Annotated in this window: 23 protein-coding genes; 2 read left to right on the top strand and 21 right to left on the bottom strand. The window is 59.9% G+C overall.

The window, feature by feature from the left end; translation table 11 throughout:
* The first annotated feature begins 159 nt into the window (after positions 1 to 159).
* On the top strand, positions 160 to 1,839 hold the full coding sequence (leuA, locus tag AB4O08_RS17685) for a 2-isopropylmalate synthase (RefSeq protein ID WP_010207924.1): 1,680 nt from the start codon (positions 160 to 162) through the stop codon (positions 1,837 to 1,839).
* A 176-nt stretch (positions 1,840 to 2,015) separates the two neighbouring features.
* Here the strand turns inward: leuA and AB4O08_RS17680 are convergent, their stop codons facing one another.
* The 21 genes from AB4O08_RS17680 to trmJ form a co-directional block, all read right to left on the bottom strand.
* Positions 2,016 to 2,807 (bottom strand): amidohydrolase, encoded by a 792-nt coding sequence (locus AB4O08_RS17680; RefSeq protein WP_021492274.1) that lies wholly within the window; start codon positions 2,805 to 2,807, stop codon positions 2,016 to 2,018.
* Complete coding sequence (locus AB4O08_RS17675; RefSeq protein ID WP_460114247.1) at positions 2,795 to 3,943, bottom strand: pyridoxal phosphate-dependent aminotransferase; 1,149 nt, start codon at positions 3,941 to 3,943, stop codon at positions 2,795 to 2,797. Before AB4O08_RS17675 ends, AB4O08_RS17680 begins: the two co-directional genes overlap by 13 nt.
* Before the next feature lie 114 nt (positions 3,944 to 4,057).
* Positions 4,058 to 5,527: a ribosome biogenesis GTPase Der gene (gene der, locus AB4O08_RS17670; RefSeq protein ID WP_010207919.1), complete on the bottom strand. Its 1,470-nt coding sequence runs from the start codon at positions 5,525 to 5,527 to the stop codon at positions 4,058 to 4,060.
* Positions 5,528 to 5,661: 134 nt separating this feature from the next.
* Positions 5,662 to 6,813, bottom strand: coding sequence for an outer membrane protein assembly factor BamB (gene bamB, locus AB4O08_RS17665; RefSeq protein WP_021492276.1), 1,152 nt, complete (start codon positions 6,811 to 6,813; stop codon positions 5,662 to 5,664).
* The gene (locus tag AB4O08_RS17660) at positions 6,806 to 7,447 is read right to left on the bottom strand and encodes a YfgM family protein (protein ID WP_010207915.1); all 642 of its coding nucleotides are present in this window, start codon (positions 7,445 to 7,447) and stop codon (positions 6,806 to 6,808) included. Before AB4O08_RS17660 ends, bamB begins: the two co-directional genes overlap by 8 nt.
* Positions 7,448 to 7,488: 41 nt before the next feature.
* Positions 7,489 to 8,778: a histidine--tRNA ligase gene (hisS, locus tag AB4O08_RS17655; RefSeq protein ID WP_010207913.1), complete on the bottom strand. Its 1,290-nt coding sequence runs from the start codon at positions 8,776 to 8,778 to the stop codon at positions 7,489 to 7,491.
* 21 nt (positions 8,779 to 8,799) lie between these two features.
* Positions 8,800 to 9,909 (bottom strand): flavodoxin-dependent (E)-4-hydroxy-3-methylbut-2-enyl-diphosphate synthase, encoded by a 1,110-nt coding sequence (gene ispG / locus AB4O08_RS17650; protein ID WP_003175952.1) that lies wholly within the window; start codon positions 9,907 to 9,909, stop codon positions 8,800 to 8,802.
* A 2-nt stretch (positions 9,910 to 9,911) separates the two neighbouring features.
* The gene (locus AB4O08_RS17645; protein WP_021492277.1) at positions 9,912 to 10,895 is read right to left on the bottom strand and encodes a RodZ domain-containing protein; all 984 of its coding nucleotides are present in this window, start codon (positions 10,893 to 10,895) and stop codon (positions 9,912 to 9,914) included.
* Positions 10,895 to 11,653, bottom strand: coding sequence for a type IV pilus biogenesis/stability protein PilW (gene pilW, locus AB4O08_RS17640; RefSeq protein WP_010207908.1), 759 nt, complete (start codon positions 11,651 to 11,653; stop codon positions 10,895 to 10,897). The genes AB4O08_RS17645 and pilW overlap by 1 nt, the downstream gene beginning before the upstream one ends.
* Positions 11,654 to 11,665: 12 nt before the next feature.
* Positions 11,666 to 12,814: a dual-specificity RNA methyltransferase RlmN gene (gene rlmN / locus AB4O08_RS17635; protein ID WP_010207907.1), complete on the bottom strand. Its 1,149-nt coding sequence runs from the start codon at positions 12,812 to 12,814 to the stop codon at positions 11,666 to 11,668.
* A 29-nt stretch (positions 12,815 to 12,843) separates the two neighbouring features.
* Positions 12,844 to 13,269, bottom strand: a complete 426-nt coding sequence (gene ndk, locus AB4O08_RS17630) for a nucleoside-diphosphate kinase (RefSeq protein ID WP_003175956.1) — start codon at positions 13,267 to 13,269, stop codon at positions 12,844 to 12,846.
* A 92-nt stretch (positions 13,270 to 13,361) separates the two neighbouring features.
* On the bottom strand, positions 13,362 to 13,562 hold the full coding sequence (iscX, locus tag AB4O08_RS17625) for a Fe-S cluster assembly protein IscX (RefSeq protein WP_016977667.1): 201 nt from the start codon (positions 13,560 to 13,562) through the stop codon (positions 13,362 to 13,364).
* A gap of 14 nt (positions 13,563 to 13,576) precedes the next feature.
* The gene (gene fdx / locus AB4O08_RS17620; protein ID WP_010207904.1) at positions 13,577 to 13,918 is read right to left on the bottom strand and encodes an ISC system 2Fe-2S type ferredoxin; all 342 of its coding nucleotides are present in this window, start codon (positions 13,916 to 13,918) and stop codon (positions 13,577 to 13,579) included.
* Between the two features lie 3 nt (positions 13,919 to 13,921).
* Entirely contained in the window at positions 13,922 to 15,784 is a 1,863-nt protein-coding gene (hscA, locus tag AB4O08_RS17615; protein WP_010207902.1) for a Fe-S protein assembly chaperone HscA, read from the bottom strand.
* Positions 15,785 to 15,837: 53 nt separating this feature from the next.
* A complete protein-coding gene (hscB, locus tag AB4O08_RS17610; protein WP_460114246.1) occupies positions 15,838 to 16,359 on the bottom strand; it encodes a co-chaperone HscB in 522 nt (173 codons plus the stop codon).
* Positions 16,360 to 16,367: 8 nt separating this feature from the next.
* On the bottom strand, positions 16,368 to 16,691 hold the full coding sequence (gene iscA, locus AB4O08_RS17605) for an iron-sulfur cluster assembly protein IscA (protein ID WP_003175963.1): 324 nt from the start codon (positions 16,689 to 16,691) through the stop codon (positions 16,368 to 16,370).
* Positions 16,692 to 16,719: 28 nt separating this feature from the next.
* On the bottom strand, positions 16,720 to 17,106 hold the full coding sequence (gene iscU / locus AB4O08_RS17600) for a Fe-S cluster assembly scaffold IscU (RefSeq protein WP_010207899.1): 387 nt from the start codon (positions 17,104 to 17,106) through the stop codon (positions 16,720 to 16,722).
* Positions 17,107 to 17,205: 99 nt separating this feature from the next.
* The gene (locus tag AB4O08_RS17595; RefSeq protein ID WP_010207898.1) at positions 17,206 to 18,420 is read right to left on the bottom strand and encodes an IscS subfamily cysteine desulfurase; all 1,215 of its coding nucleotides are present in this window, start codon (positions 18,418 to 18,420) and stop codon (positions 17,206 to 17,208) included.
* A gap of 50 nt (positions 18,421 to 18,470) precedes the next feature.
* The gene (iscR, locus tag AB4O08_RS17590) at positions 18,471 to 18,962 is read right to left on the bottom strand and encodes a Fe-S cluster assembly transcriptional regulator IscR (protein WP_003194020.1); all 492 of its coding nucleotides are present in this window, start codon (positions 18,960 to 18,962) and stop codon (positions 18,471 to 18,473) included.
* A 292-nt stretch (positions 18,963 to 19,254) separates the two neighbouring features.
* Positions 19,255 to 20,037 (bottom strand): serine O-acetyltransferase, encoded by a 783-nt coding sequence (gene cysE, locus AB4O08_RS17585; RefSeq protein WP_021492279.1) that lies wholly within the window; start codon positions 20,035 to 20,037, stop codon positions 19,255 to 19,257.
* Positions 20,038 to 20,039: 2 nt separating this feature from the next.
* The gene (trmJ, locus tag AB4O08_RS17580) at positions 20,040 to 20,810 is read right to left on the bottom strand and encodes a tRNA (cytosine(32)/uridine(32)-2'-O)-methyltransferase TrmJ (protein ID WP_010207895.1); all 771 of its coding nucleotides are present in this window, start codon (positions 20,808 to 20,810) and stop codon (positions 20,040 to 20,042) included.
* A 145-nt stretch (positions 20,811 to 20,955) separates the two neighbouring features.
* Between trmJ and suhB the strand changes: the two genes are divergently transcribed.
* A complete protein-coding gene (gene suhB, locus AB4O08_RS17575) occupies positions 20,956 to 21,771 on the top strand; it encodes a type III secretion system regulator SuhB (RefSeq protein ID WP_003175971.1) in 816 nt (271 codons plus the stop codon).
* Positions 21,772 to 21,815: the final 44 nt, after the last annotated feature.

The following is a 21,815-nucleotide window of genomic DNA, read 5'->3' as shown; positions in this document are numbered from 1 at the left end:
CCTCTCACACCCTCATTCAGCTCCGCCAGCACCGCAGTTTGTGCCTCGTCAGCGCACGACTGCCAGGCTGAATCGATCTGCCTCGCCTCTAAAAAGCATCCCAAAAACAGTTCCACGGCAGGCCGCCTTTTCTCGGCCCCTACAACAAAGGATTTCCCGATGAGCATGCTCAAAGACCCGTCTTCGAAGTACCGCGCGTTCCCGACCATCGACATCCCGGACCGCACCTGGCCGTCGAAGACCATCACTGAAGCGCCGATCTGGTGCAGCTCCGACCTGCGTGATGGCAACCAGTCACTGATCGAGCCAATGGATGCGGTGAAAAAGCTGCGTTTCTGGAAGACCCTGGTCGCCGTCGGCGTGAAGGAAATCGAAGCCTCGTTCCCGGCCGCCTCGCAAACCGACTTCGACTTCGTACGCACCCTGATCGAAGATAACCACATCCCCGAGGACACCACCATTCAGGTGCTGACCCAGGGCCGTGAAGACTTGATCGCACGTACCTTCGAATCCCTGCGCGGTGCCAAGAAAGCCATCGTGCACTTGTACAACGCCACGTCGCCGTCCTTCCGCCGCATCGTGTTCAACCAGGACAAGGAAGGCATCAAGGCCATCGCGGTCAACGCCGCCAAGCTGTTCGTCAAGTACGCCGCCCAGCAGCCGGAAACCCAGTGGACCTTCGAATACTCCCCGGAGACCTTCAGCGCTACCGAGCTGGAGTTCGCCAAGGAAGTGTGTGACGCGGTGATCGAGGTGTGGAACCCGACGCCTGAGCACAAGATGATCCTCAACCTGCCGGCCACCGTGGAATGCGCCACGCCGAACATCTATGCCGACCAGATCGAGTGGTTCGGTCGTCATATCAACCGTCGTGACAGCGTGATCATCAGCCTGCACACCCACAACGACCGTGGCACCGGCGTGGCCGCCACCGAGCTGGGCCTGATGGCCGGCGCCGACCGAGTCGAAGGCTGCCTGTTCGGCAACGGCGAGCGTACCGGTAACGTCGACCTGGTCACCGTGGCCCTGAACATGTACACCCAGGGCCTCGACCCGCAACTGGACTTCTCCGACATCGACGGCGTGCGCAAGGTCGTCGAGGAGTGCAATCAGATTCAGGTGCACCCACGTCACCCCTACGTCGGTGATCTGGTGCACACCGCCTTCTCCGGCTCTCACCAGGACGCGATCCGCAAGGGCTTCTCCCAGCAGAAAGACGATGCGCTGTGGGAAGTGCCGTACTTGCCGATCGACCCAGCCGACATTGGCCGCAGCTACGAGGCGGTGATTCGTGTGAACAGCCAGTCGGGCAAAGGCGGCATCGCCTACCTGCTGGAGCAGGAATACGACATCAGCTTGCCGCGTCGCATGCAGATCGAGTTCAGCCAAGTGGTACAGGCCGAAACCGACCGCGTGGGCCTGGAGATGACAGCGCCGCAGATCTACGCCTTGCTGCAGCGTGAGTACCTGCAAGCCAATACGCCGTACGCGCTGGTCAGCCATCGCCTGCAGGAAGAAAACGGCAACAGCTTTGTCGAGGTGGAAGTCTCCGGCAAGGGCCAGGGCGAAACCAACCTGCACTGGAAAGGCAAAGGCAATGGCGCGCTGGAAGCACTCGTGGCGGGCCTGCCGATTGGTGTGGAGATCATGGATTACAACGAACATGCGATCGGTGCGGGCACCAATGCTAAAGCGGCGGCCTACATCGAGCTGCGCGTGAACGGTGAGCGTCCGGTGCATGGTGTGGGTATTGATGAGAACATCACCACCGCCAGCTTCAAGGCGCTGTTCAGTGCGCTGAATCGCTCGTTGAGCCAGCAGGAAGCCAAGGCGGCGTAACTGGCTGCTGAAATATGAAAGGCCTCTGGGTGAGAATCCAGGGGCCTTTTTTGCTTTAGGTTGTGGGTGATGCTGATGGCCTCTTCGCGAGCAAGCCCGCTCCCACATTTTGACCGTATTCCTACAGGATAAACGCGGTCGAGTGTGGGAGCGGGCTTGCTCGCGAAGGCGGTGCTTCAGACAAACTGAAAAGTATCGGCGTCCAAGTTCGCGGGAAACCGCGTGCGGTAAGCCGCCAATTCCGCCGCATCCAGGTTCACTTGGAACACCCCGTCCGCCTCCCCCGCACTGAGCAAGGTCTCACCCTGGAAGTCGAGCACCTGACTGTCCCCGGTGTAGGCAAAGCCTTTGCCATCCGTGCCCACACGGTTCACCGCCGCCACGTAGCACAGGTTCTCGATGGCCCGCGCCGGCAGCAGCCGGTTCCAGTGTGAACGCCGCGCACCCGGCCAGTTGGCGGTGTACAGCAGCAGGTCAGTGTCCTGAGCGTCGCGACTCCACACCGGAAAGCGCAGGTCGTAGCAGATCAACGGGCGAATACGCCAGCCCTTCAATTCGAACTGCACCTGGCGTTCGCCGGGGGTGTAATGATTGTGTTCACCGGCCATGCGGAACAGATGGCGCTTGTCGTAATGCAGCACCTCGCCATCCGGACGCGCCCATAACAAGCGGTTGCGGTGGCTGCCGTCCGCGGCCTGGATGATCACACTGCCGGTGATCACCGCGTTGTACTTCGCCGCCTGGGCCTGGAGCCAATGATGGGTCGGGCCGTACTCAGGCTCCGCGAGGGTTTGTGACTCCATCGAGAAGCCGGTGGTGAACATCTCCGGCAGCACAATCAGGTCGGCGCCTTGGGCTTGTTCAAGCAGCAGCTCGAAGTGTTCAAGGTTGGCTTGGCGGTCATGCCAGGCCAGGTTGGTCTGGACCAGGGCGATGTTCAGGTTCGGCAGTGCACTCAGATCACGCATAGTTTTTCCGCCGCTTGGCGCAGCGTTTCCTCGCGTTTGGCAAAGCACAGGCGCACCAGGCGCTGGCCTTGGGGTGGGGTCTGGTATAACACCGAGACCGGGATCGTCGCCACGCCGTGTTCGCGGGTCATCCACAGGGACATGGCGACGTCATCCAGGTCCGGGCGGATCTGTGAGTAATCCACCAGTTGGAAGTAGGTTCCTGTCACTCGGGTAAAGCTGAAACGGGACGCTGCCAACAGGTCGCAGAACAGGTCACGCTTGGCCTGGTAGAAAGCCGGGAGTTCCTCGACATGTTCAGGGTGTTCAGCCATGAAGTCGGCCAGCGCGTATTGCAGGGGGGTCACACCGCAGAAATTGACGTATTGGTGCACCTTGCGCAGTTCGGCGGTGAGGGCTGGCGGCGCGACCACATAGCCGGTTTTCCAACCGGTGACGTGGTAAGTCTTGCCGAAAGAGCTGACCACGAACGCACGTGGGTAGAGTTCTTCGTGCGCCAACACGCTGACATGAGCCACGCCGTCAAATACCAGGTGTTCGTAGACTTCATCGCTGACCAGGTAGATGTCGCGGTCACGGATCAATTCGGCCAACTGGTCCAGCTCAGCGCGGCTGATCAAGGCACCTGTCGGGTTGTGAGGGGTATTGAGAATGATCATGCGCGTGCGCGGAGACAGCGCCGCCTTTATTTTCTCGAAGTCGAGGGCAAAGCCGCTCAGGCTCAGTTGCACATGCACGCAGCGACCACCGGCCAGCTCCACTGAAGGCTCATAGCTGTCGTAGCTGGGGTCGAACACGATCACTTCATCGCCATTACGAATCACCGCCTGGATCGCGCAGAAGATTGCCTCGGTGGCGCCAGGGGTGATGGTCACTTCACTGTCGGCATCGACCGTGGCCCCGTAACTGCGGGCGATCTTGGCGGCCACTTGCTGCCGCAGCACCGGCAGGCCGGTCATTGGCGCATATTGGTTATGCCCAAGGGCGATATGCTTGCCCACCGCGTCGAGCAAACCCTGGGGGCCATTGAAGTCCGGGAAGCCTTGGGACAGGTTGAGCGCGCCGGTTTCGGCAGCGAGTTGCGACATGGTGGTGAAAATGGTCGTGCCGACATTCGGCAGCTTGCTGGTGATCATCGGAAGCCCCTGCAGGTGAGCCCCAAGTTTTAAGCTGCCGACCGCATCGGGTCAAGGCACAAACCGTCGCGCACAAAAAAGGGCTCATCAAGAGCCCTTTTTGCGAGGTCGGAATCAGCGCTTGTCGCGGCGCTTCTTGTCGGCCTTTTTGTGGTGAGTCATCAAACGACGCTTCTTGTTCACCTGACGGTCAGTCAGTGTGTTCTTGTTGCCTTCGTATGGGTTCTCGCCACCCTTGAACTCGATACGGATCGGCGTACCGACCAGTTTCAAGACACGGCGGTAGGTGTTTTCCAGGTAACGCACATAGGACTTCGGCACCTTCTCGATCTGGTTACCGTGGATCACGATAATCGGCGGGTTGGCACCACCCAAGTGGGCGTAACGCAGTTTGATCCGGCGGTTGTTGACCATCGGCGGCGCGTGCTCGCCAACGGCATCTTCCAGGATCTGGGTCAGGCGGTTGGTCGGCCAGCGGGTGACGGCAGACTTGAACGAGTTCTGTACGGACGCGTAGAGGTTGCCCACACCGGTGCCATGCAGTGCCGAGATAAAGTGGATATCGGCGAACTCGACGAAGAACAACCGACGCTGCAGCTCAATCTTGACGAAATCGCGCTCGCTCGGCGTCATGCCGTCCCACTTGTTGATCGCGATCACCAGTGCCCGACCGGCCTCCAGGGCGAAGCCCAGCAGGTTGAGGTCGTGGTCCACCACGCCTTCGCGGGCGTCCATCACGAAGATCACCACGTTGGCGTCTTTGATCGCTTGCAGGGTTTTCACCACCGAGAACTTTTCAACTTCCTCGTGGATCTTGCCGCGCTTGCGCACACCGGCGGTGTCGATCAGCGTGTACTTTTCCTCGTTACGTTCGAACGGGATGTAGATGCTGTCGCGGGTGGTGCCGGGTTGGTCGTAGACGATGACCCGGTCTTCACCGAGCATACGGTTGACCAGCGTGGACTTACCAACGTTTGGACGGCCGATGATGGCGATCTTGATACCGTCTTTTTCACTCGGGCCTGGAATGCGCTTGGCTTCCTCACCTTCGGCGACGATCTCTTCCTCACCCTCTTCTTCCTCGGCGTTATCCTTCGGGAAGCTGCTGAGGGCAATTTCCAACATCTGGGTAATGCCACGACCGTGGGCACCGGCGATCGGGATCGCATCGCCCAGGCCCATCGGGCTGAATTCGGCACGGGCCAGTTCAGGATCGATGTTGTCGATCTTGTTGGCGACCACGTAGGAACGCTTGTTGCGCTTGCGCAGGTGCTCGCCAATCATCTGGTCGGCGGCGGTATAGCCTGCACGAGCGTCCACCAGGAACAACACGACATCGGCTTCTTCAATGGCCAGCAGCGACTGCTCGGCCATCTTCTCGTCCATGCCATGCTCATCACCGGAGATACCACCGGTGTCGACAATAATGTAGGAGCGCCCTTGCCACTTTGCCTCACCGTATTGGCGATCACGGGTCAGACCGGACAAGTCGCCGACGATGGCGTCGCGAGTCCTGGTCAGGCGGTTGAACAAGGTGGACTTGCCGACGTTAGGTCGGCCCACCAGGGCGATTACGGGAACCATGCGGCTCTCCACTTCGTTATTTCAGAAAATACAAAAGCCGCTGCAAGGCAGCGGCTGGTGCTCGGGGCAGCATCGTCAGATGCCGCATGCCCCGCCGAAGCGGGGCCGCCTGGGTGTTACCCCAAGCATAGTTCTTACTTGATGGTCAGGGCTTCCAGCTTGCCGCTGTTGCCATACACATAAAGCATGTTACCCACGACCAGCGGACGCGCACGCAGGCCGTCGCTGTCGATACGCTCGCGACCCACGAAGCGACCGTCTACCTGGCTCAACAGGTGCAGGTAGCCTTCAAAGTCACCCACGGCGACGTAGCTGGAGAACACTTCCGGTGCCGACAGTTGACGGCGGGCCAGGGAGTCGTTGCTCCACAGCGCGGTCGTGGAACGTTCGTCGACACTTTCAACGGTACCGGACGCCAGGCTGACGTAGACGCTGCCAAACCCTTGGGCGACACCGGCGTAGCTGGAAGCATCACGCTGCCAGTTCACACGGCCGCTCTGCAGGTCCAGTGCCGCAACACGGCCCTGGTAAGTGGCGACGTAGAGGGTTTCACCGGACAGCAGCAAGCCACCGTCGATGTCCACTACGCGGTCCAGTTCGGAACGGCCTTGCGGGATGGCCACACGGGTTTCCCAGGCCGGCACGCCGTTCTGGGTATCCAGCGCAACCACTTTACCGGTCGACAGGCCTGCAACGGCCAGATTGTTGGTCACAATCGGACCACTGGTACCGCGCAGCGTCAGCACCGCTGGGGTGCTGTCATACAACCAGCGCTGTTCGCCAGTGCTGGCGTCGAGGCCGATCACACGGTCGTCCTGTGTTTGCACCACGACGATATCGCCGTTGGTGGCAGGCGGTGCGAGTACTTCACTGGTCACGCGGGCGCGCCATTTCTCTTCACCGGTGCTGGAATCCAGGGCTACGACTTCGCCTTTCAGCGTGCCGAGCATGACCATGCCGTAACCCACGCCTACGGCGCCGGAAACTGGCAATTCGAGGTCTTTCTTCCACTTGACGTCGCCGTTCATGCGATCCATGGAGATCACCACGCCGGTGACATCAGCGGCCACAATGTTGTCACCGTCGATTGCCGGTACCAGCATGTTGTAGGTTTCGCCCTGACCGTCACCGATGGAGCGGCTCCACTGCTTTTGCAGGACCACTTCTTCCTTGAAGCTGGTCAGCTCCGCAGGCGGCAGTTCTTTTTTACTGTTGCTGCTGCAACCCGCGGCCAGAACGGCCAGAGCCAGCAATGCTGCATGTTTCCAACGGATCACGTCACGCATCCCCTTTGGCCAAGTCGTCCAGCTTGATTTGTAAGCCACCGACCGCCGCTTCATCAGACAGCGCCGCCTTGGCTTTTTGGTACGCAGCATTGGCTTCGTCGGTACGACCCAATTGGACCAACAGGTCGCCCTTGAGCTCTTCGCGAGTGGCTACAAATGCCTTGTCAGCATCGCCGTCGAGCAGTTTGAGTGCTTCGTCAGCCTTGTTCTGTGCCGCCAGGACCTGAGCCAGGCGCTGACGTGCGATTTCACCCAGGGTTGGGTTGGTCGGTTTGTCGGCGATGGCCTTCAGCTCTGCGGCGGCGTCATCCAGCTTGCCGGTGTCTACCGCGACTTTCGCGACGAACAGGCTGCCGTATTGGGCGTAGGTGCTACCGCCGAATTCGTTCTTCAGCTTGCCGGCCAGGTCTGCAACCTGCGCAGGATCAGGCTTGCCGTCCGGCGTCAGGGTGGTTTCCAGCAATTGCTGATAGACGATCGAGGCGCCTTGGGACTGGTTGGCCTGATACTTGGTCCAGGCTTGCCAGCCGAACACCACCACTAAAGCCAGCAGGCCGCCAGTAACCAGGGGCTTGCCGTTACGCTGCCACCAGTCCTTGAACTCGGCCAGTTGCTCATCATCAGTACTCGACACCCCAATACTCCTTAATCGCTAAATTCGGCTGTTCGACAGCTTCAACCCTGCACGACGCAGGTGGCCAAGTGCGCAGCGAGCGCATCAAAGGCAATGTTCTGTTGCTCGCCCTGGCCACGCAGGGGTTTGAAACCTATCACTTGCTGGGCCAGCTCGTCATCGCCAAGGATCAATGCATACAGCGCACCGCTCTTGTCGGCCTTCTTGAACTGGCTCTTGAAGCTGCCGGCGCCGGCATTGACTTGCAGGCGCAGGTTTGGCAGTTGGTCGCGGACCTTTTCGCTCAGGGCCAGGGCAGCCAGTTCGGCGGCCTCGCCAAAGGCGCACAGGTACACGTCCACCTGACGGGAGATCTCTTCCGGGACCTTCTCCAGGGTTTCCAGCAGCAGGATCAGCCGCTCGATGCCCATAGCGAAGCCCACACCGGTGGTCGGTTTGCCGCCCATCTGCTCGACCAGGCCGTCGTAACGACCACCGGCACACACGGTGCCCTGGGCGCCGAGTTTGTCGGTGACCCACTCGAACACGGTCTTGCTGTAATAATCGAGGCCGCGCACCAGTTTGGTGTTGATTTCGAACGGAATACCGGCCGCCTCCAGACGAGCCTTGAGGCCCTCGAAGTGGATACGGGACTCGTCGTCCAGGTAATCGGCCATTTTCGGCGCATTGACCAGCACGGCCTGGGTGTCGGCGTTCTTGGTATCGAGGACGCGCAACGGGTTGGTCTTCAGACGGCGCTGGCTGTCTTCGTCCAACTTGTCCAGGTGGGCCGACAGGTACTCGACCAGGGCCACTTTATAGCGGCCGCGGGATTCGCTGGTACCCAGGCTGTTGAGTTCAAGCTTGACCGCGTCGCGGATACCCAGCAGGCCCCACAGGCGCCAGGTCAGCACGATCAGCTCGGCGTCGATGTCCGGGCCGTCGATGTTGAACACTTCCAGGCCGATCTGGTGAAACTGGCGATAACGGCCTTTCTGGGGGCGTTCGTGACGAAACATCGGGCCGATGTACCACAACTTTTGCGGCTGGCCAGCACCGGTGAGGCCATGCTCAAGCACGGCGCGCACGCACGCGGCAGTGCCTTCCGGACGCAGGGTCAGGGAGTCGCCGTTGCGATCTTCAAAGGTGTACATCTCTTTTTCGACGATGTCAGTCACTTCACCGATGGAGCGTTTGAACAGCTCGGTGAACTCGACAATCGGCATGCGGATCTGCTTATAACCGTAGTTATCCAGCAGGCGCGCGACAGTGCCCTCGAAATAGCGCCACAGCGGCGTCTGTTCCGGCAGGATGTCGTTCATGCCACGAATGGCTTGCAAAGACTTGCTCACATCAAATCCTTAAATTCGTTCTTAGCCGCGCGCGATCAGCGCTGCGTCAGCCGCGACCTTCTCGGCCGCTTTCTCGCGGATCAGCTTTTCCAGCTCATCCACCAGATTGTCATTCGTCAACTTCTGCGACGGCTTGCCGTCGATGTAGATCAGGTTCGGCGTACCACCGGTCAGGCCCACATGGGCTTCTTTGGCTTCGCCCGGCCCGTTGACCACACAACCGATAACCGCAACATCCAGCGGCACCAGCAGGTCTTCAAGGCGCAACTCCAAGTCGTTCATGGTTTTCACCACGTCGAAGTTCTGCCGCGAGCAGCTCGGGCAGGCAATGAAATTGATGCCACGGGAACGCAAACGCAGGGACTTGAGGATGTCGTAACCGACTTTCACTTCCTCTACAGGGTCTGCCGCCAGCGAGATGCGGATAGTATCGCCAATTCCTTCGGCGAGCAGCATACCGAGACCCACCGCAGATTTCACTGTGCCTGAGCGTAAACCGCCCGCTTCAGTGATACCCAGGTGCAACGGCTGCACGATTTCCTTGGCCAGCAGGCGGTAGGCTTCTACTGCCATGAACACGTCGGAGGCCTTTACGCTAACCTTGAAGTCCTGGAAATTCAGGCGTTCAAGGTGTTCAACGTGGCGCAGCGCCGATTCAACCAGCGCTGCCGGCGTCGGCTCGCCGTATTTCTTTTGCAGGTCTTTTTCCAGCGAGCCGGCGTTGACGCCGATACGGATTGGAATGCCACGGTCGCGGGCCGCGTCCACCACCGCACGCACACGGTCTTCACGACCGATGTTGCCCGGGTTGATACGCAGGCAGTCCACACCCAGTTCGGCCACACGCAACGCGATCTTGTAGTCGAAGTGAATGTCGGCAACCAACGGCACCTTGACCAGTTGCTTGATGCGACCAAAAGCTTCGGCAGCGTCCATGTCCGGCACGGACACGCGCACGATGTCCACGCCCGCAGCTTCCAGACGGTTGATCTGGGCAACGGTGGCGGCCACGTCATTGGTGTCGCTGTTGGTCATGCTCTGGACCGCGATGGGGGCATCGCCACCCACCGGCACCGAGCCGACCCAGATCTTGCGCGATACGCGACGTTTGATTGGAGATTCGCCGTGCATGACTATTGTCCCAACTTCAGGCGAGCAGTTTCGCCGGTGGTGAACGGCGCTACGTCCACAGGCTGGCCGTTGTAGGCCACTTGCGCGCCACGGGCAAAACCCAGACGCAGCGTCAAAGGAGGCTTGCCGCCCTGGTCAAGCGTATCTCCCTTACGCTTCAGACCGCTAAACAGCACTTTGCCATTGCCATCGGTGACCTGCGTCCAGCAGTCAGCGATGAAGGTGATCTGTACACGACCATCACCGGCGATCAACGCTGGTGCGGTGGGCGGCGAAATAGCAGGCGCTACCGGAGCGGCGGGAGCCGGCGTCGCTGGCGTCTGCACGGGAGCTGCCGGTGTCTGGGCAACCGGAGCAGCCGGCGTCGCGGGAGTCGGTGCGGCAGCGGTCGCGGCTGGCGCGGTTTCCGGTGCTGCTGGCTGCTCGGTGGCAACCGGTGCTTCAGGCAAGGCCTGGCCTTCGGCAACGGCCTGGTCTTCCGGCTCGTCCAGCGGATGAATCTGAGTGGTGCCGTCGGCGCTTTCGACTTCGACGTGCTCCATGGCGTTGCTGGTCAGGTCCTTGGTACGTTGGGAGGCCTGGTCTTGCCACCAGACGAAACCGCCACCGATGACCGCGATCAGCAGCAACAGGCTGACAATACGCAAAATCGTGTGGGAAACCCGTACAGGCTCTTCGATGCGACCCAGGCCGTGCACGTTGCTGCCCTGGGAGTCGGTGCCGGTGAACTGGTCGAATTCCTGGACCAGTATGGCCTGGTCGATACCCAGCAATTTGGCATAGGCGCGGATATAGCCACGGGCAAAGGTGTGCCCAGGCAGCTTATCGAACGCGCCAGCTTCCAGATTGCCCAGGGACGTCGTGGTCAGATTGAGCTTGAGGGCCACTTCCGCCAGCGACCAACCATTGCTTTCACGGGCCTGACGCAAGGTGTCGCCTGGGTTTACGCGATTAGCTGCTACAACTTCCGGGTGCGCCGCTTTCATCATTGCTCCGACAGGTATTGCTGATATTCCGGCGTACCGGGATAGAGTCGTTCGAGTTGCTGGCCAAAACGTGCGGCCGTGTCGCGTTCTTCATGAACCGTCGCCAAGCGCACGCCGAGCAATAGACTACGTGCATTTTGCCCGCTGAGCAGGCTAAAGCGCTCGTAATAGTCACGTGCCGGCACATAATGCCTGTCTTCGTAGGACAACTCAGCCATTTCAAGCAATGCCCGAGGCTGGCGACCGTTCAAATGCAGGGCTTTTTCCAGGTGCTGGCGAGCGCTGTCACGCTGGCCGAGGCGCATCGAGGTAACCCCAAGGTTCTCGAACACCCTCGAACGCTCAGGATAGAGGGTATCAGTGCTGGCTTGCTGGAAATAAAGGGCGGCCTGGTCATAACGTGTCTGCTCGAACAGGAAGCTGCCGTAATTGTTCAGCAGCCGTGGGTCGGCAGGACGGGCAGCCAGGGCCTTATGGAAATACTGTTCGGCCAGTTCCGGCTCGGCCTGGGCCTGAAACACCAGGGCCAGTGCGCCATTGGCATCGGGATCGTCGCTGTCCAGCTCAAGCGCTTTCTTCAACGGCACCTTGGCGTGCTCGCTCATGCCTTGTTGCAGGTAACCCAAGCCCAGCTGCACATAGGCAACCCGCGCCTCCTCACGGCCTTTACCGGTTTGCAAAGGGCTCTCATGACCCGATGAAACACAACCGGCCGCGAGACCGGTAACAAGCAAAAGCAGCGCAAGGCGCAATGGCATAGAGATCCTCTCTCAGATTCGATTCACAGCGATCAGCGGTAAATCGTCGGCGGCGCTCACTTCGCGTCCGGCGATATAACGTTCGCTGCGGCGGGTACGGTCCATCACCTGCCCTACCAATTGGCCACAGGCGGCGTCGATGTCTTCACCACGGGTGGTGCGCACGGTCACGTTGTAGCCAGCCTGGTGCAGTTGATCCTGGAAACGGCGGATGGCGTTGTTGCTCGGCCGCTCGTAGCCAGAATGTGGAAACGGGTTAAACGGGATCAGGTTGATCTTGCACGGCGTGTCCTTGAGCAACTCGATCATCTCGACCGCGTGCTCGACCTTGTCGTTGATGTCCTTGAGCAAGGTGTACTCAATGGTCAACACACGTTTTTCGCCCAAGGTCGCCATGTAACGCTGGCAAGATTCGAGCAGCATCTTAAGCGGATACTTCTTGTTGATTGGCACCAATTGGTTACGCAATGCGTCATTGGGTGCGTGCAGCGACAACGCCAGGGAGACGTCGATATGCTTGGCCAGCTCATCGATCATCGGTACCACGCCGGAGGTCGACAGGGTCACGCGGCGCTTGGAAATGCCGTAGCCCAGGTCGTCCATCATCAGGTGCATGGCCGAAATGACGTTGTCGAAGTTCAGCAGCGGCTCACCCATGCCCATCATCACCACGTTGGTGATGGCACGGTCGACGGTCGCCGGGACGCTGCCAAAGGATTTGTTGGCAATCCACACCTGGCCGATCACTTCAGCGGCGGTGAGGTTGCTATTGAAGCCTTGCTTGCCGGTGGAGCAGAAACTGCAGTCCAGGGCACAGCCTGCCTGGGACGAAACGCACAAGGTACCGCGCTTGCCCTGGGGAATGTACACGGTCTCGACGCAGCTGCCGGACGCCACGCGCACCACCCATTTGCGGGTGCCGTCGCTGGAGATGTCCTCGCTGACCACTTCGGGACCACGGACCTCAGCAATGGCCTTGAGCTTGTCGCGCAGGGCCTTGCTGACGTTCGTCATGGCGTCGAAATCGTCGACGCCAAAGTGGTGAATCCATTTCATTACCTGACCGGCACGGAAACGCTTCTCCCCGATTGAGTCGAAGAATTTCTCCATTTCCGGCTGGGTCAGACCCAGCAGGTTGGTTTTTACAGTCGATGTCGTCATGGATTCACCCTCACTCTTTAAGCCGATGCTTAGCGAGCGGTTACTTCAGTAGCTGCGAAGAAGTACGAGATTTCGCGAGCAGCAGCGGCTTCGGAGTCCGAACCGTGTACAGCGTTGGCGTCGATGGACTCAGCGAAGTCAGCACGGATGGTGCCGGCAGCAGCTTCTTTAGGGTTGGTAGCGCCCATCAGCTCACGGTTCAGAGCGATAGCGTTTTCACCTTCCAGAACCTGAACAACAACAGGACCGGAGATCATGAAGGCAACCAGGTCGCCGAAGAAGCCACGAGCGCTGTGCTCAGCGTAGAAGCCTTCAGCTTCAGCCTTGGACAGTTGCTTGAGTTTCGAAGCTACAACCTTCAGGCCGGCTTTTTCGAAACGAGTGGTGATCTCGCCGATGACGTTTTTTGCAACAGCGTCAGGCTTGATGATGGAGAAAGTACGTTGAACAGCCATGGTGTAACTCCAGAAACGGTAATTTACGAAAAATTAAACCCGCGAATTATACGCGGGTTATTGGGTATTGCCTAACTGCGTAAAGGGAGGCGTCAGTCCTGTTCTTCTTTCCAGGCAGTCTGGATAGCTTCCAGAACCTTCTCACCGCCGCGATCACGCTCATCTTCGAACCCCGGCAGTGCCATGACCATGTCACGCAAAGCTACAAAGTTCAGGGAGTACGGATCCAGATCGGGGTTGGCATCGGCCAACAGGATAGCGATCTCTTGTACATCAACCCATTTAAGACTCATGACACTTCCTTGAATCAATGCGGCGCTTCGGCAGCATGGTTGAGGGAATACTTCGGAATTTCGACGGTGATGTCTTCAGTCCCGACGATAGCCTGGCAGGTCAGGCGCGAAGTCGCTTCCAGGCCCCAGGCTCTATCAAGATAGTCTTCTTCCAGCTCATCGGCTTCGTTGAGCGAGTTGAAGCCCTCACGAATCACGCAGTGGCACGTGGTGCAAGCGCACACACCGCCGCAGGCGCTTTCGATCTCGATATGGTTGTCATGGGCAACTTCGAGGATGGACTTGCCGGTCTCAGCCTCCACGACCATACCGTCCGGGCAGTGCTCGGCGTGTGGCAGAAAAATGACCTGCGGCATTGATTATTCCTCGATTTCATTCAGGTTGCGCCCGGCCAGTGCGGCTTTCACCGTCTGATCCATGCGGCGGGCGGCAAAGGCATCAGTCACCTGCGACAAGCGCTTGGTCTGTTGCTCGATGGCATAGCCATCATTGCCTTTCATCAGTTCGGCCAGTTCCTGCATCTGCAGGTCGATGACCATGCGCTCTTCGGCGTCCAGCAGGCGTTCGCCGTCAGCATCCAAGGCGCCCTGCACCGCTTCGAGCAGGCGCTGGGCATCCACTTGCTGCTCACGCAACACGCGGGCGACCTTGTCGTCACTGGCATACTGGAACGAGTCCTTGAGCATCTTGGCGATTTCGCCGTCGGTCAGCCCGTACGACGGCTTGACCTGGATGCTGGCTTCTACGCCGGACGCCAATTCACGGGCGGCCACGCTGAGCAGGCCATCGGCATCCACCTGGTACGTCACACGAATCTTCGCCGCACCCGCCACCATCGCCGGAATGCCGCGCAATTCGAAGCGCGCCAGGGAGCGGCAATCGCTGATCAGCTCACGCTCGCCTTGCAGCACATGAATCATCATGGCCGTCTGGCCATCTTTATACGTGGTGAAATCCTGGGCGCGGGCGACGGGGATGGTGGTGTTGCGTGGAATCACCTTCTCCATCAGGCCGCCCATGGTTTCCAGGCCCAGGGACAGTGGAATCACGTCGAGTAGCAGTAATTCGCCACCATCACGCTTGTTACCGGCCAGGGTATCGGCCTGGATCGCGGCGCCGATGGCAACCACCTGGTCCGGGTCGATTTCAGTCAGTGGCTGGCGGCCAAAGGCTTCGGCGACAGCCTCACGCACGCGTGGCACGCGAGTGGAACCACCGACCATGACCACGGCACCGACGTCTTCCAGCTCGATACCAGAATCACGCACGGCACGGCGGCAGGCTTTCAGGCTGCGGGCGACCATCGGTTCGATCAACGCATCGAAGGCTTCACGGGTCAGCTGAGCTGACCAGGTGCCGTAGGACACTTCAACAGTTGCAGCATCTGTCAGCGCCTCTTTGGCGGCGCACGCGGTTTGCAGCAGGTTGCGCTGCTCGCCCGGGTCCAGGTCGGCGGACAAACCGGCGCTGCTGATGATCCAGCCCGCAATGGCGTGATCGAAGTCATCGCCACCCAGGGCGCTGTCGCCACCGGTCGCGAGCACTTCAAAGACACCGCCAGTCAGGCGCAGTATCGAAATATCAAAGGTACCGCCGCCCAGGTCGTAAATAGCGACCAGGCCTTCTGCGTGCTGATCGAGGCCATAAGCCACGGCCGCCGCAGTGGGCTCGTTGAGCAGGCGCAGCACATTCAGGCCGGCGAGTTTCGCCGCGTCCTTGGTGGCCTGGCGCTGAGCGTCATCGAAATAAGCCGGAACGGTGATGACTGCACCCACCAGTTCGCCGCCCAGGGTTTTTTCCGCGCGCTGGCGCAGCACCTTGAGGATATCGGCCGACACTTCCACCGGGCTTTTCGGGCCCTGGACGGTGTCGATGAACGGCATATGGGACTCACCGCCGACGAAGCGGTACGGCAGTTGGTCGCCCAATTGCTTGACGTCGGACAAACCACGACCCATCAAGCGCTTGACCGACAGCACGGTGTTCAACGGATCGGTAGACGCCGCCAACTTGGCCGACTCACCGACTTCGGTGCGATCGGCGTGATAACGCACGGCAGACGGCAGGATGACCTGGCCATCGGCATCGGGCAACGGCTCGGACAGGCCGCTGCGCAAGGCAGCAACCAGGGAATTGGTGGTGCCCAGGTCAATCCCGACCGCCAGGCGACGCTGGTGCGGTTGAGGGCTTTGGCCGGGTTCGGCGATTTGCAGTAGGGCCATGGTAATCAGGTCTTATCTGTCTATCAGGCGTGCATCACGGGCAGCACACTGGGTTAATCGTCGAGGCGCTCTTCTAGCTGGCGCACTTCGTAGGTGAGCTTGTCGAGGAACTGCATGCGCCGCATCAGGCGTTCGGCCTGTTCACGTTGCGCTGCATCATCCCAACAGGCTGCGAAGCTTTCGTTGAGCTCATCCTGGGCCGTTTTCAGGCGACGCTTGAAGACAGCGACGCCCGCAAGATCAGCTTCGTCCTGCAACTCTTCAAGCTCTTCGCGCCACTGCATCTGCTGCATCAGGAAATCCGGGTCGTGCACCGTGACTTCAAGGGGCAGATCGCCACCGTTCATCGCGAGCAGGTAACGCGCGCGCTTCGGGGGACTTTTGAGGGTCTGATAGGCTTCGTTGAGGCTGGCCGATTGCTCCAGCGCCCGGCGTTGCTCACGCTCGGAAGCGTCAGCGAAGCGGTCTGGATGCACGCCACGCGCCAGTTCTCGGTAACGCGTGGCAAGCTGCTCAAGGTCCAGCCGAAAGCTCGGCTGCAGCTCGAATAAAGCGAAATGACAAGGAGTACCCACGAATAGCCTCAGATGTTGAAGCTTTCGCCGCAGCCACATTCACCGCGCACGTTGGGGTTGTTGAACTTGAAGCCTTCGTTCAACCCTTCCTTGACGAAATCGAGTTCGGTGCCGTCCAGGTAGGTCAGGCTCTTAGGGTCGATGATCACTTTCTCGCCGTGACTTTCGAACACCTGGTCTTCCGCAACCACCTCGTCGACAAACTCCAGCACGTAGGCAAGGCCGGAACAGCCTGTGGTGCGAACACCCAGACGAATCCCCTCACCTTTACCGCGCCCATTCAGGGAGCGGCGAATGTGCTGTGCAGCCGCTTCTGTCATGCTGATAGCCATCGTTGACTCCTTACTCGTCGCCAAATGCTTAGATCAAGCCTTTCTTCTGCTTGTAGTCGCGAACGGCCGCCTTGATGGCGTCTTCAGCGAGTACCGAGCAGTGGATTTTCACTGGCGGCAGGGCCAGCTCTTCGGCCAGCTGGGTGTTGCTGATGGTGACAGCCTCATCCAGGGTCTTGCCTTTCATCCATTCGGTCGCCAGGGAGCTGGAGGCGATAGCGGAACCGCAGCCGTAGGTCTTGAACTTGGCATCTTCGATAACGCCGTTGTCGTTGACCTTGATCTGCAGGCGCATCACATCGCCGCACGCCGGAGCGCCAACCATGCCGGTGCCGACATCTGGGTCTTCCGCGTCCATCTTGCCGACGTTACGCGGGTTTTCGTAGTGGTCGATGACCTTTTCGCTGTAAGCCATGGTACTGAATCCTCACTCATCAGGGCCGCTCTGGGACCCTGTAGAAACGCCTGCGTTTTCCGCCACGTTCCTACAGAGCTGGGGTGGCGGCTTCTATAGTTAGTGTGCCGCCCACTCGATCTTGGAAATATCGACGCCGTCTTTGTACATGTCCCACAGCGGCGACAGAACGCGCAGCTTGTTGACGGCTTCGCAGACTTTCTGCGCGGCGTAGTCGACTTGTTCTTCGGTGGTGAAGCGGCCGAACGTAAAGCGGATCGAGCTGTGTGCCAATTCGTCGTTGCGGCCCAGGGCGCGCAGCACATACGAAGGCTCAAGGGACGCCGAGGTACAGGCCGAACCGGACGAAACCGCCAGGTCCTTGAGTGCCATGATCAGCGACTCGCCTTCGACGTAGTTGAAGCTCAAATTAAGGTTGTGCGGTACACGGGCGGTCATGCTGCCGTTGATGTACAGCTCCTCAAGGTTCTCGACCTGCTTGTAGAAGCGATCACTCAGGGCCTTGATGCGCACGTTTTCGGCAGCCATGTCTTCCTTGGCTACACGGAAGGCTTCGCCCATGCCGACGATCTGGTGGGTCGCCAGGGTGCCCGAACGCATGCCGCGCTCGTGACCACCGCCGTGCATGGTGGCTTCGATGCGCACGCGTGGCTTGCGGCTCACGTACAGGGCGCCGATGCCTTTAGGGCCGTAGGTCTTGTGGGCAGAGAACGACATCAGGTCGACCTTCAGTTTCGACAGGTCGATATCGACCTTGCCGGTGGACTGAGCAGCGTCGACGTGCAGCAGGATACCCTTCGAGCGAGTCAGCTCGCCGATGGCCGCGATGTCGTTGATGGTGCCGATTTCGTTGTTCACGTGGATCACGGAAACCAGGATGGTGTCTTCACGCAGCGCGGCTTCGATCATGGCCGGGGTGACGATACCGTCGGTGGTTGGCTCGAGGTAGGTGACCTCGAAACCTTCACGCTCCAGTTGGCGCATGGTGTCGAGGACAGCCTTGTGCTCAATCTTGGTGGTGATCAGGTGTTTGCCTTTGGTCGCGTAGAAATGCGCCGCGCCCTTGATAGCCAGGTTGTCGGACTCGGTGGCACCGGAGGTCCAGACGATTTCACGCGGATCGGCATTGACCAGATCAGCGACTTGGCGACGCGCGTTCTCGACCGCTTCCTCGGCTTTCCAGCCGAATACGTGGGAACGGGAGGCTGGGTTGCCGAAGTTTCCGTCAACCAGCAGGCATTCGCTCATCTTTTGCGCGACACGCGGATCAACCGGGGTGGTCGCTGAGTAATCAAGGTAAATCGGCAATTTCATGGACTTTCTCCTAAATCAGGCTGGCTGGCGTGCCGTTAGCTCTGCGGCTGTTACTCGACGGCGGACGCTTCGATCTTGTCCAGACGCGGCGCCTTGGTATTGCAACGGCGCTGGTCCTGACGCTGGGCTACTTCTTGCACCTCACGGCGAGTCACAAGATCAGCCAAGCTGATACCACTCAAAAACTCATGGATCTGCAGGCTCAAGTCACACCACAGGTGGTGTGTCAGGCAGGTGTCGCCGGCGTGGCAATCACCCAGGCCCTGGCATTTGGTGGCGTCGACGGATTCGTTGACCGCGTCGATCACCTGAGCGACCTGGATACCCTGCATGTCGCGGGACAACTGGTAACCACCGCCTGGCCCGCGCACACTGGAAACCAGGTTGCTACGGCGCAATTTGGCGAACAGCTGTTCGAGGTAGGACAGGGAAATGCCTTGGCGCTCAGAGATATCGGCCAGGGACACCGGCCCAGTTTGCGCATGCAAAGCCAGGTCGAGCATGGCAGTCACCGCGTATCGGCCTTTTGTAGTCAGTCTCATGGACAAGTACCAAGGTGTTTCAGAATGGGAGCAAGTATGCGATTCCCGAGTATTTAAGTCAACTATAAGACCTAGTACTTTAGTCAGGATTACCCGTAAAAAGGGCGCGCGAATCATAGCAGGATGGGGTGAGCACGAACAGCAGGAACAGGGCCAGGCAGAAATCGAGAGCAAAATGTGGGAGGGGGCTTGCCCCCCCGATGACAGCAGGTCAGCCAACAAATCCATGGCTGACAGACCGCTATCGGGGGCAAGCCCCCTCCCACAGGGAATCTCGGGTGATCCTCAGACCTCAGCCAGCCTTGGTGGCAGTTTCGCTCTTGATCTCGGCGAAGTCTTCTTCGCGCAACTCAGGCAGATCTTTCGCACAGTAGCTGCTGCCCAGCTCCTTCAGCGCGCCGCACATGCCGTCCAACTTGCCATCCACCGCCTGCAGATGGTCGAGCAATTGGCCAATGGCGCGTGCCACAGGGTCGGGCATGTCTTCGCTGACGCCGTAGGCATCGAAGCCGATCTTCTCGGCCATGGCCTTGCGCTTGGCTTCCTGCTCATCGCCGACATCCGGCTTGACGATGATTCGGCCAGGAATACCCACCACAGTTGCGCCAGGCGGCACCGCCTTGGTCACCACGGCATTGGAGCCGACCTTGGCGCCCGCGCCGACGGTGAACGGGCCAAGCACCTTCGCGCCCGCCCCCACCACCACGCCATCACCCAAGGTTGGGTGGCGCTTACCTTTGTTCCAGCTGGTACCACCAAGCGTCACGCCCTGGTAGAGGGTCACGTCATCGCCGATTTCAGCGGTCTCGCCAATCACGATGCCCATACCATGATCAATGAAGAAGCGGCGCCCCACCTTGGCCCCCGGATGAATCTCGATCCCGGTCAGCCACCGACCAAAGTTCGACACCAACCGAGCCAGCCATTTCCAACCCATGCCCCACAAGGCACCGGACAGCCGGTGAATCCAGATGGCGTGCATGCCCGGGTAGCACGTCAGCACTTCAAAGGCGTTGCGCGCCGCCGGGTCACGGTGGAAAACACTCTGGATATCTTCTCGCAAACGCTCGAACATTTTTAATCCTTCCGCTTAAGAAGCTCGCCACGGGCCGCTTTCTGGGTCTCCGTGAGGATGCCACGCAATATATTCATTTCCGCCCGGCTGACCGAGCTGCGTCCGTAAAGGCGACGCAGGCGCGCCATCAAGTGCCGTGGCTTTTCCGGATCGAGGAATTCGATGGCCACCAGGGTTTGCTCCAGGTGCTCATAGAACCGCTCCAGCTCGTCCATGGTGGCCAACTCGCCACTTTTGGTCGACGCAACCTCTTCCTTCTCTACCTTGCTCGGCTGACCAGCAGCGGCCAGCCAGGCCATGCGCACTTCGTAAGTCAACACCTGCACCGCGGCCCCGAGGTTCAACGAACTGAACTCAGGGTCTGATGGGATGTGCACGTGGTAATGACATCGCTGCAGCTCTTCATTGGTAAGGCCGGAATCTTCACGGCCAAAGACCAAGGCGATTTCAGCGCCGCCCGCGGCCTCCTCGACCACTTTGGTTCCGCATTCACGCGGATCGAGCAGCGGCCAGGGGATGCGACGGTCGCGGGCGCTGGTGCCGAGCACCAGATTGCAGCCGACCAAGGCGTCCTCCAAGGTGGCGACGACCTGGGCCTTTTCGAGGAGGTCATTGGCGCCGGACGCACGGGCATCGGCCTCGTGGTGCGGGAACACGCGCGGTTCGACCAGCACCAGGCGCGTCAGCCCCATGTTTTTCATGGCTCGCGCCACCCCGCCGATGTTGCCGGGATGACTGGTATTGACCAAGACGACACGAATGTTTTGCAGCAAGGGAGGCGCTCTCGGACACGGGAAAGGGGAGCAAATCTTACAGAACAGCCTAAGGTTATGCCATGAAAGCTAACGTCGTCCTTCACCTGAAGAAAGTTTCTGCTAGAATGCCCGGCTTTCTTTAACAACCTTAGGTGACACATCCATGCAGCCCATGCTGAATATCGCGCTGCGCGCCGCCCGCAGCGCCAGTGAATTGATCTTCCGCTCCATCGAGCGCCTGGATACCATCAAGGTCGACGAAAAAGACGCCAAGGATTATGTATCCGAGGTGGATCGCGCCGCCGAACAGAAAATCATCGACGCTCTGCGCAAGGCCTACCCTACCCACGGCATCCTCGGCGAAGAAACCGGCCTGCACAAAGGCAGCGGCGAAGGCGAAGACTACCTGTGGATCATCGACCCACTGGATGGCACCACCAACTTCCTGCGCGGCATCCCGCACTTTGCCGTGAGCATCGCGTGCAAATACCGTGGTCGCCTGGAACACGCCGTTGTTCTCGACCCAGTCCGCCAGGAAGAATTCACCGCCAGCCGTGGCCGTGGCGCACAGCTCAATGGTCGTCGCCTGCGCGTAAGTGGCCGCACCAGCCTGGACGGCGCCCTGCTGGGTACTGGCTTCCCGTTCCGTGATGACCAGATGGACAACCTGGAAAACTACCTGGGCATGTTCCGCGCCCTGGTTGGCCAGACCGCCGGCATCCGCCGCGCTGGCGCAGCAAGCCTGGACCTGGCTTACGTTGCCGCCGGTCGCTTTGATGCCTTCTGGGAGTCGGGCCTGTCCGAGTGGGACATGGCTGCAGGCGCCCTGCTGATCCAGGAAGCAGGCGGCCTGGTGAGCGACTTCACCGGCGGTCACGACTTCCTTGAGAAAGGCCACGTGGTTGCCGGCAACACCAAATGCTTCAAGGCAGTCCTGACGGCGATCCAGCCGCACCTGCCGGCCTCGCTGAAGCGCTAAGCGGGCGAGCACAAAAAAAGCACCCCTCGGGGTGCTTTTTTTAT

The sequence above is a fragment of the Pseudomonas sp. H3_E07 genome (assembly GCF_054668895.1).
Note: the sequence above shows the minus strand (reverse complement) of the source record. Positions and strands in the feature narration are given on the sequence as shown.

What these genes read in the sequence shown, in the direction of transcription:
- leuA (WP_010207924.1), top strand. Translation starts at nt 160, where the DNA reads ATGAGCATGCTCAAAGACCCGTCTTCGAAGTACCGCGCGTTCCCGACC.
- AB4O08_RS17680 (WP_021492274.1), bottom strand. Translation starts at nt 2,807, where the DNA reads ATGCGTGATCTGAGTGCACTGCCGAACCTGAACATCGCCCTGGTCCAG.
- AB4O08_RS17675 (WP_460114247.1), bottom strand. Translation starts at nt 3,943, where the DNA reads ATGATCACCAGCAAGCTGCCGAATGTCGGCACGACCATTTTCACCACC.
- der (WP_010207919.1), bottom strand. Translation starts at nt 5,527, where the DNA reads ATGGTTCCCGTAATCGCCCTGGTGGGCCGACCTAACGTCGGCAAGTCC.
- bamB (WP_021492276.1), bottom strand. Translation starts at nt 6,813, where the DNA reads ATGCGTGACGTGATCCGTTGGAAACATGCAGCATTGCTGGCTCTGGCC.
- ispG (WP_003175952.1), bottom strand. Translation starts at nt 9,909, where the DNA reads ATGCACGGCGAATCTCCAATCAAACGTCGCGTATCGCGCAAGATCTGG.
- AB4O08_RS17645 (WP_021492277.1), bottom strand. Translation starts at nt 10,895, where the DNA reads ATGAAAGCGGCGCACCCGGAAGTTGTAGCAGCTAATCGCGTAAACCCA.
- pilW (WP_010207908.1), bottom strand. Translation starts at nt 11,653, where the DNA reads ATGCCATTGCGCCTTGCGCTGCTTTTGCTTGTTACCGGTCTCGCGGCC.
- rlmN (WP_010207907.1), bottom strand. Translation starts at nt 12,814, where the DNA reads ATGACGACATCGACTGTAAAAACCAACCTGCTGGGTCTGACCCAGCCG.
- ndk (WP_003175956.1), bottom strand. Translation starts at nt 13,269, where the DNA reads ATGGCTGTTCAACGTACTTTCTCCATCATCAAGCCTGACGCTGTTGCA.
- iscX (WP_016977667.1), bottom strand. Translation starts at nt 13,562, where the DNA reads ATGAGTCTTAAATGGGTTGATGTACAAGAGATCGCTATCCTGTTGGCC.
- fdx (WP_010207904.1), bottom strand. Translation starts at nt 13,918, where the DNA reads ATGCCGCAGGTCATTTTTCTGCCACACGCCGAGCACTGCCCGGACGGT.
- hscA (WP_010207902.1), bottom strand. Translation starts at nt 15,784, where the DNA reads ATGGCCCTACTGCAAATCGCCGAACCCGGCCAAAGCCCTCAACCGCAC.
- iscA (WP_003175963.1), bottom strand. Translation starts at nt 16,691, where the DNA reads ATGGCTATCAGCATGACAGAAGCGGCTGCACAGCACATTCGCCGCTCC.
- iscU (WP_010207899.1), bottom strand. Translation starts at nt 17,106, where the DNA reads ATGGCTTACAGCGAAAAGGTCATCGACCACTACGAAAACCCGCGTAAC.
- AB4O08_RS17595 (WP_010207898.1), bottom strand. Translation starts at nt 18,420, where the DNA reads ATGAAATTGCCGATTTACCTTGATTACTCAGCGACCACCCCGGTTGAT.
- iscR (WP_003194020.1), bottom strand. Translation starts at nt 18,962, where the DNA reads ATGAGACTGACTACAAAAGGCCGATACGCGGTGACTGCCATGCTCGAC.
- cysE (WP_021492279.1), bottom strand. Translation starts at nt 20,037, where the DNA reads ATGTTCGAGCGTTTGCGAGAAGATATCCAGAGTGTTTTCCACCGTGAC.
- suhB (WP_003175971.1), top strand. Translation starts at nt 20,956, where the DNA reads ATGCAGCCCATGCTGAATATCGCGCTGCGCGCCGCCCGCAGCGCCAGT.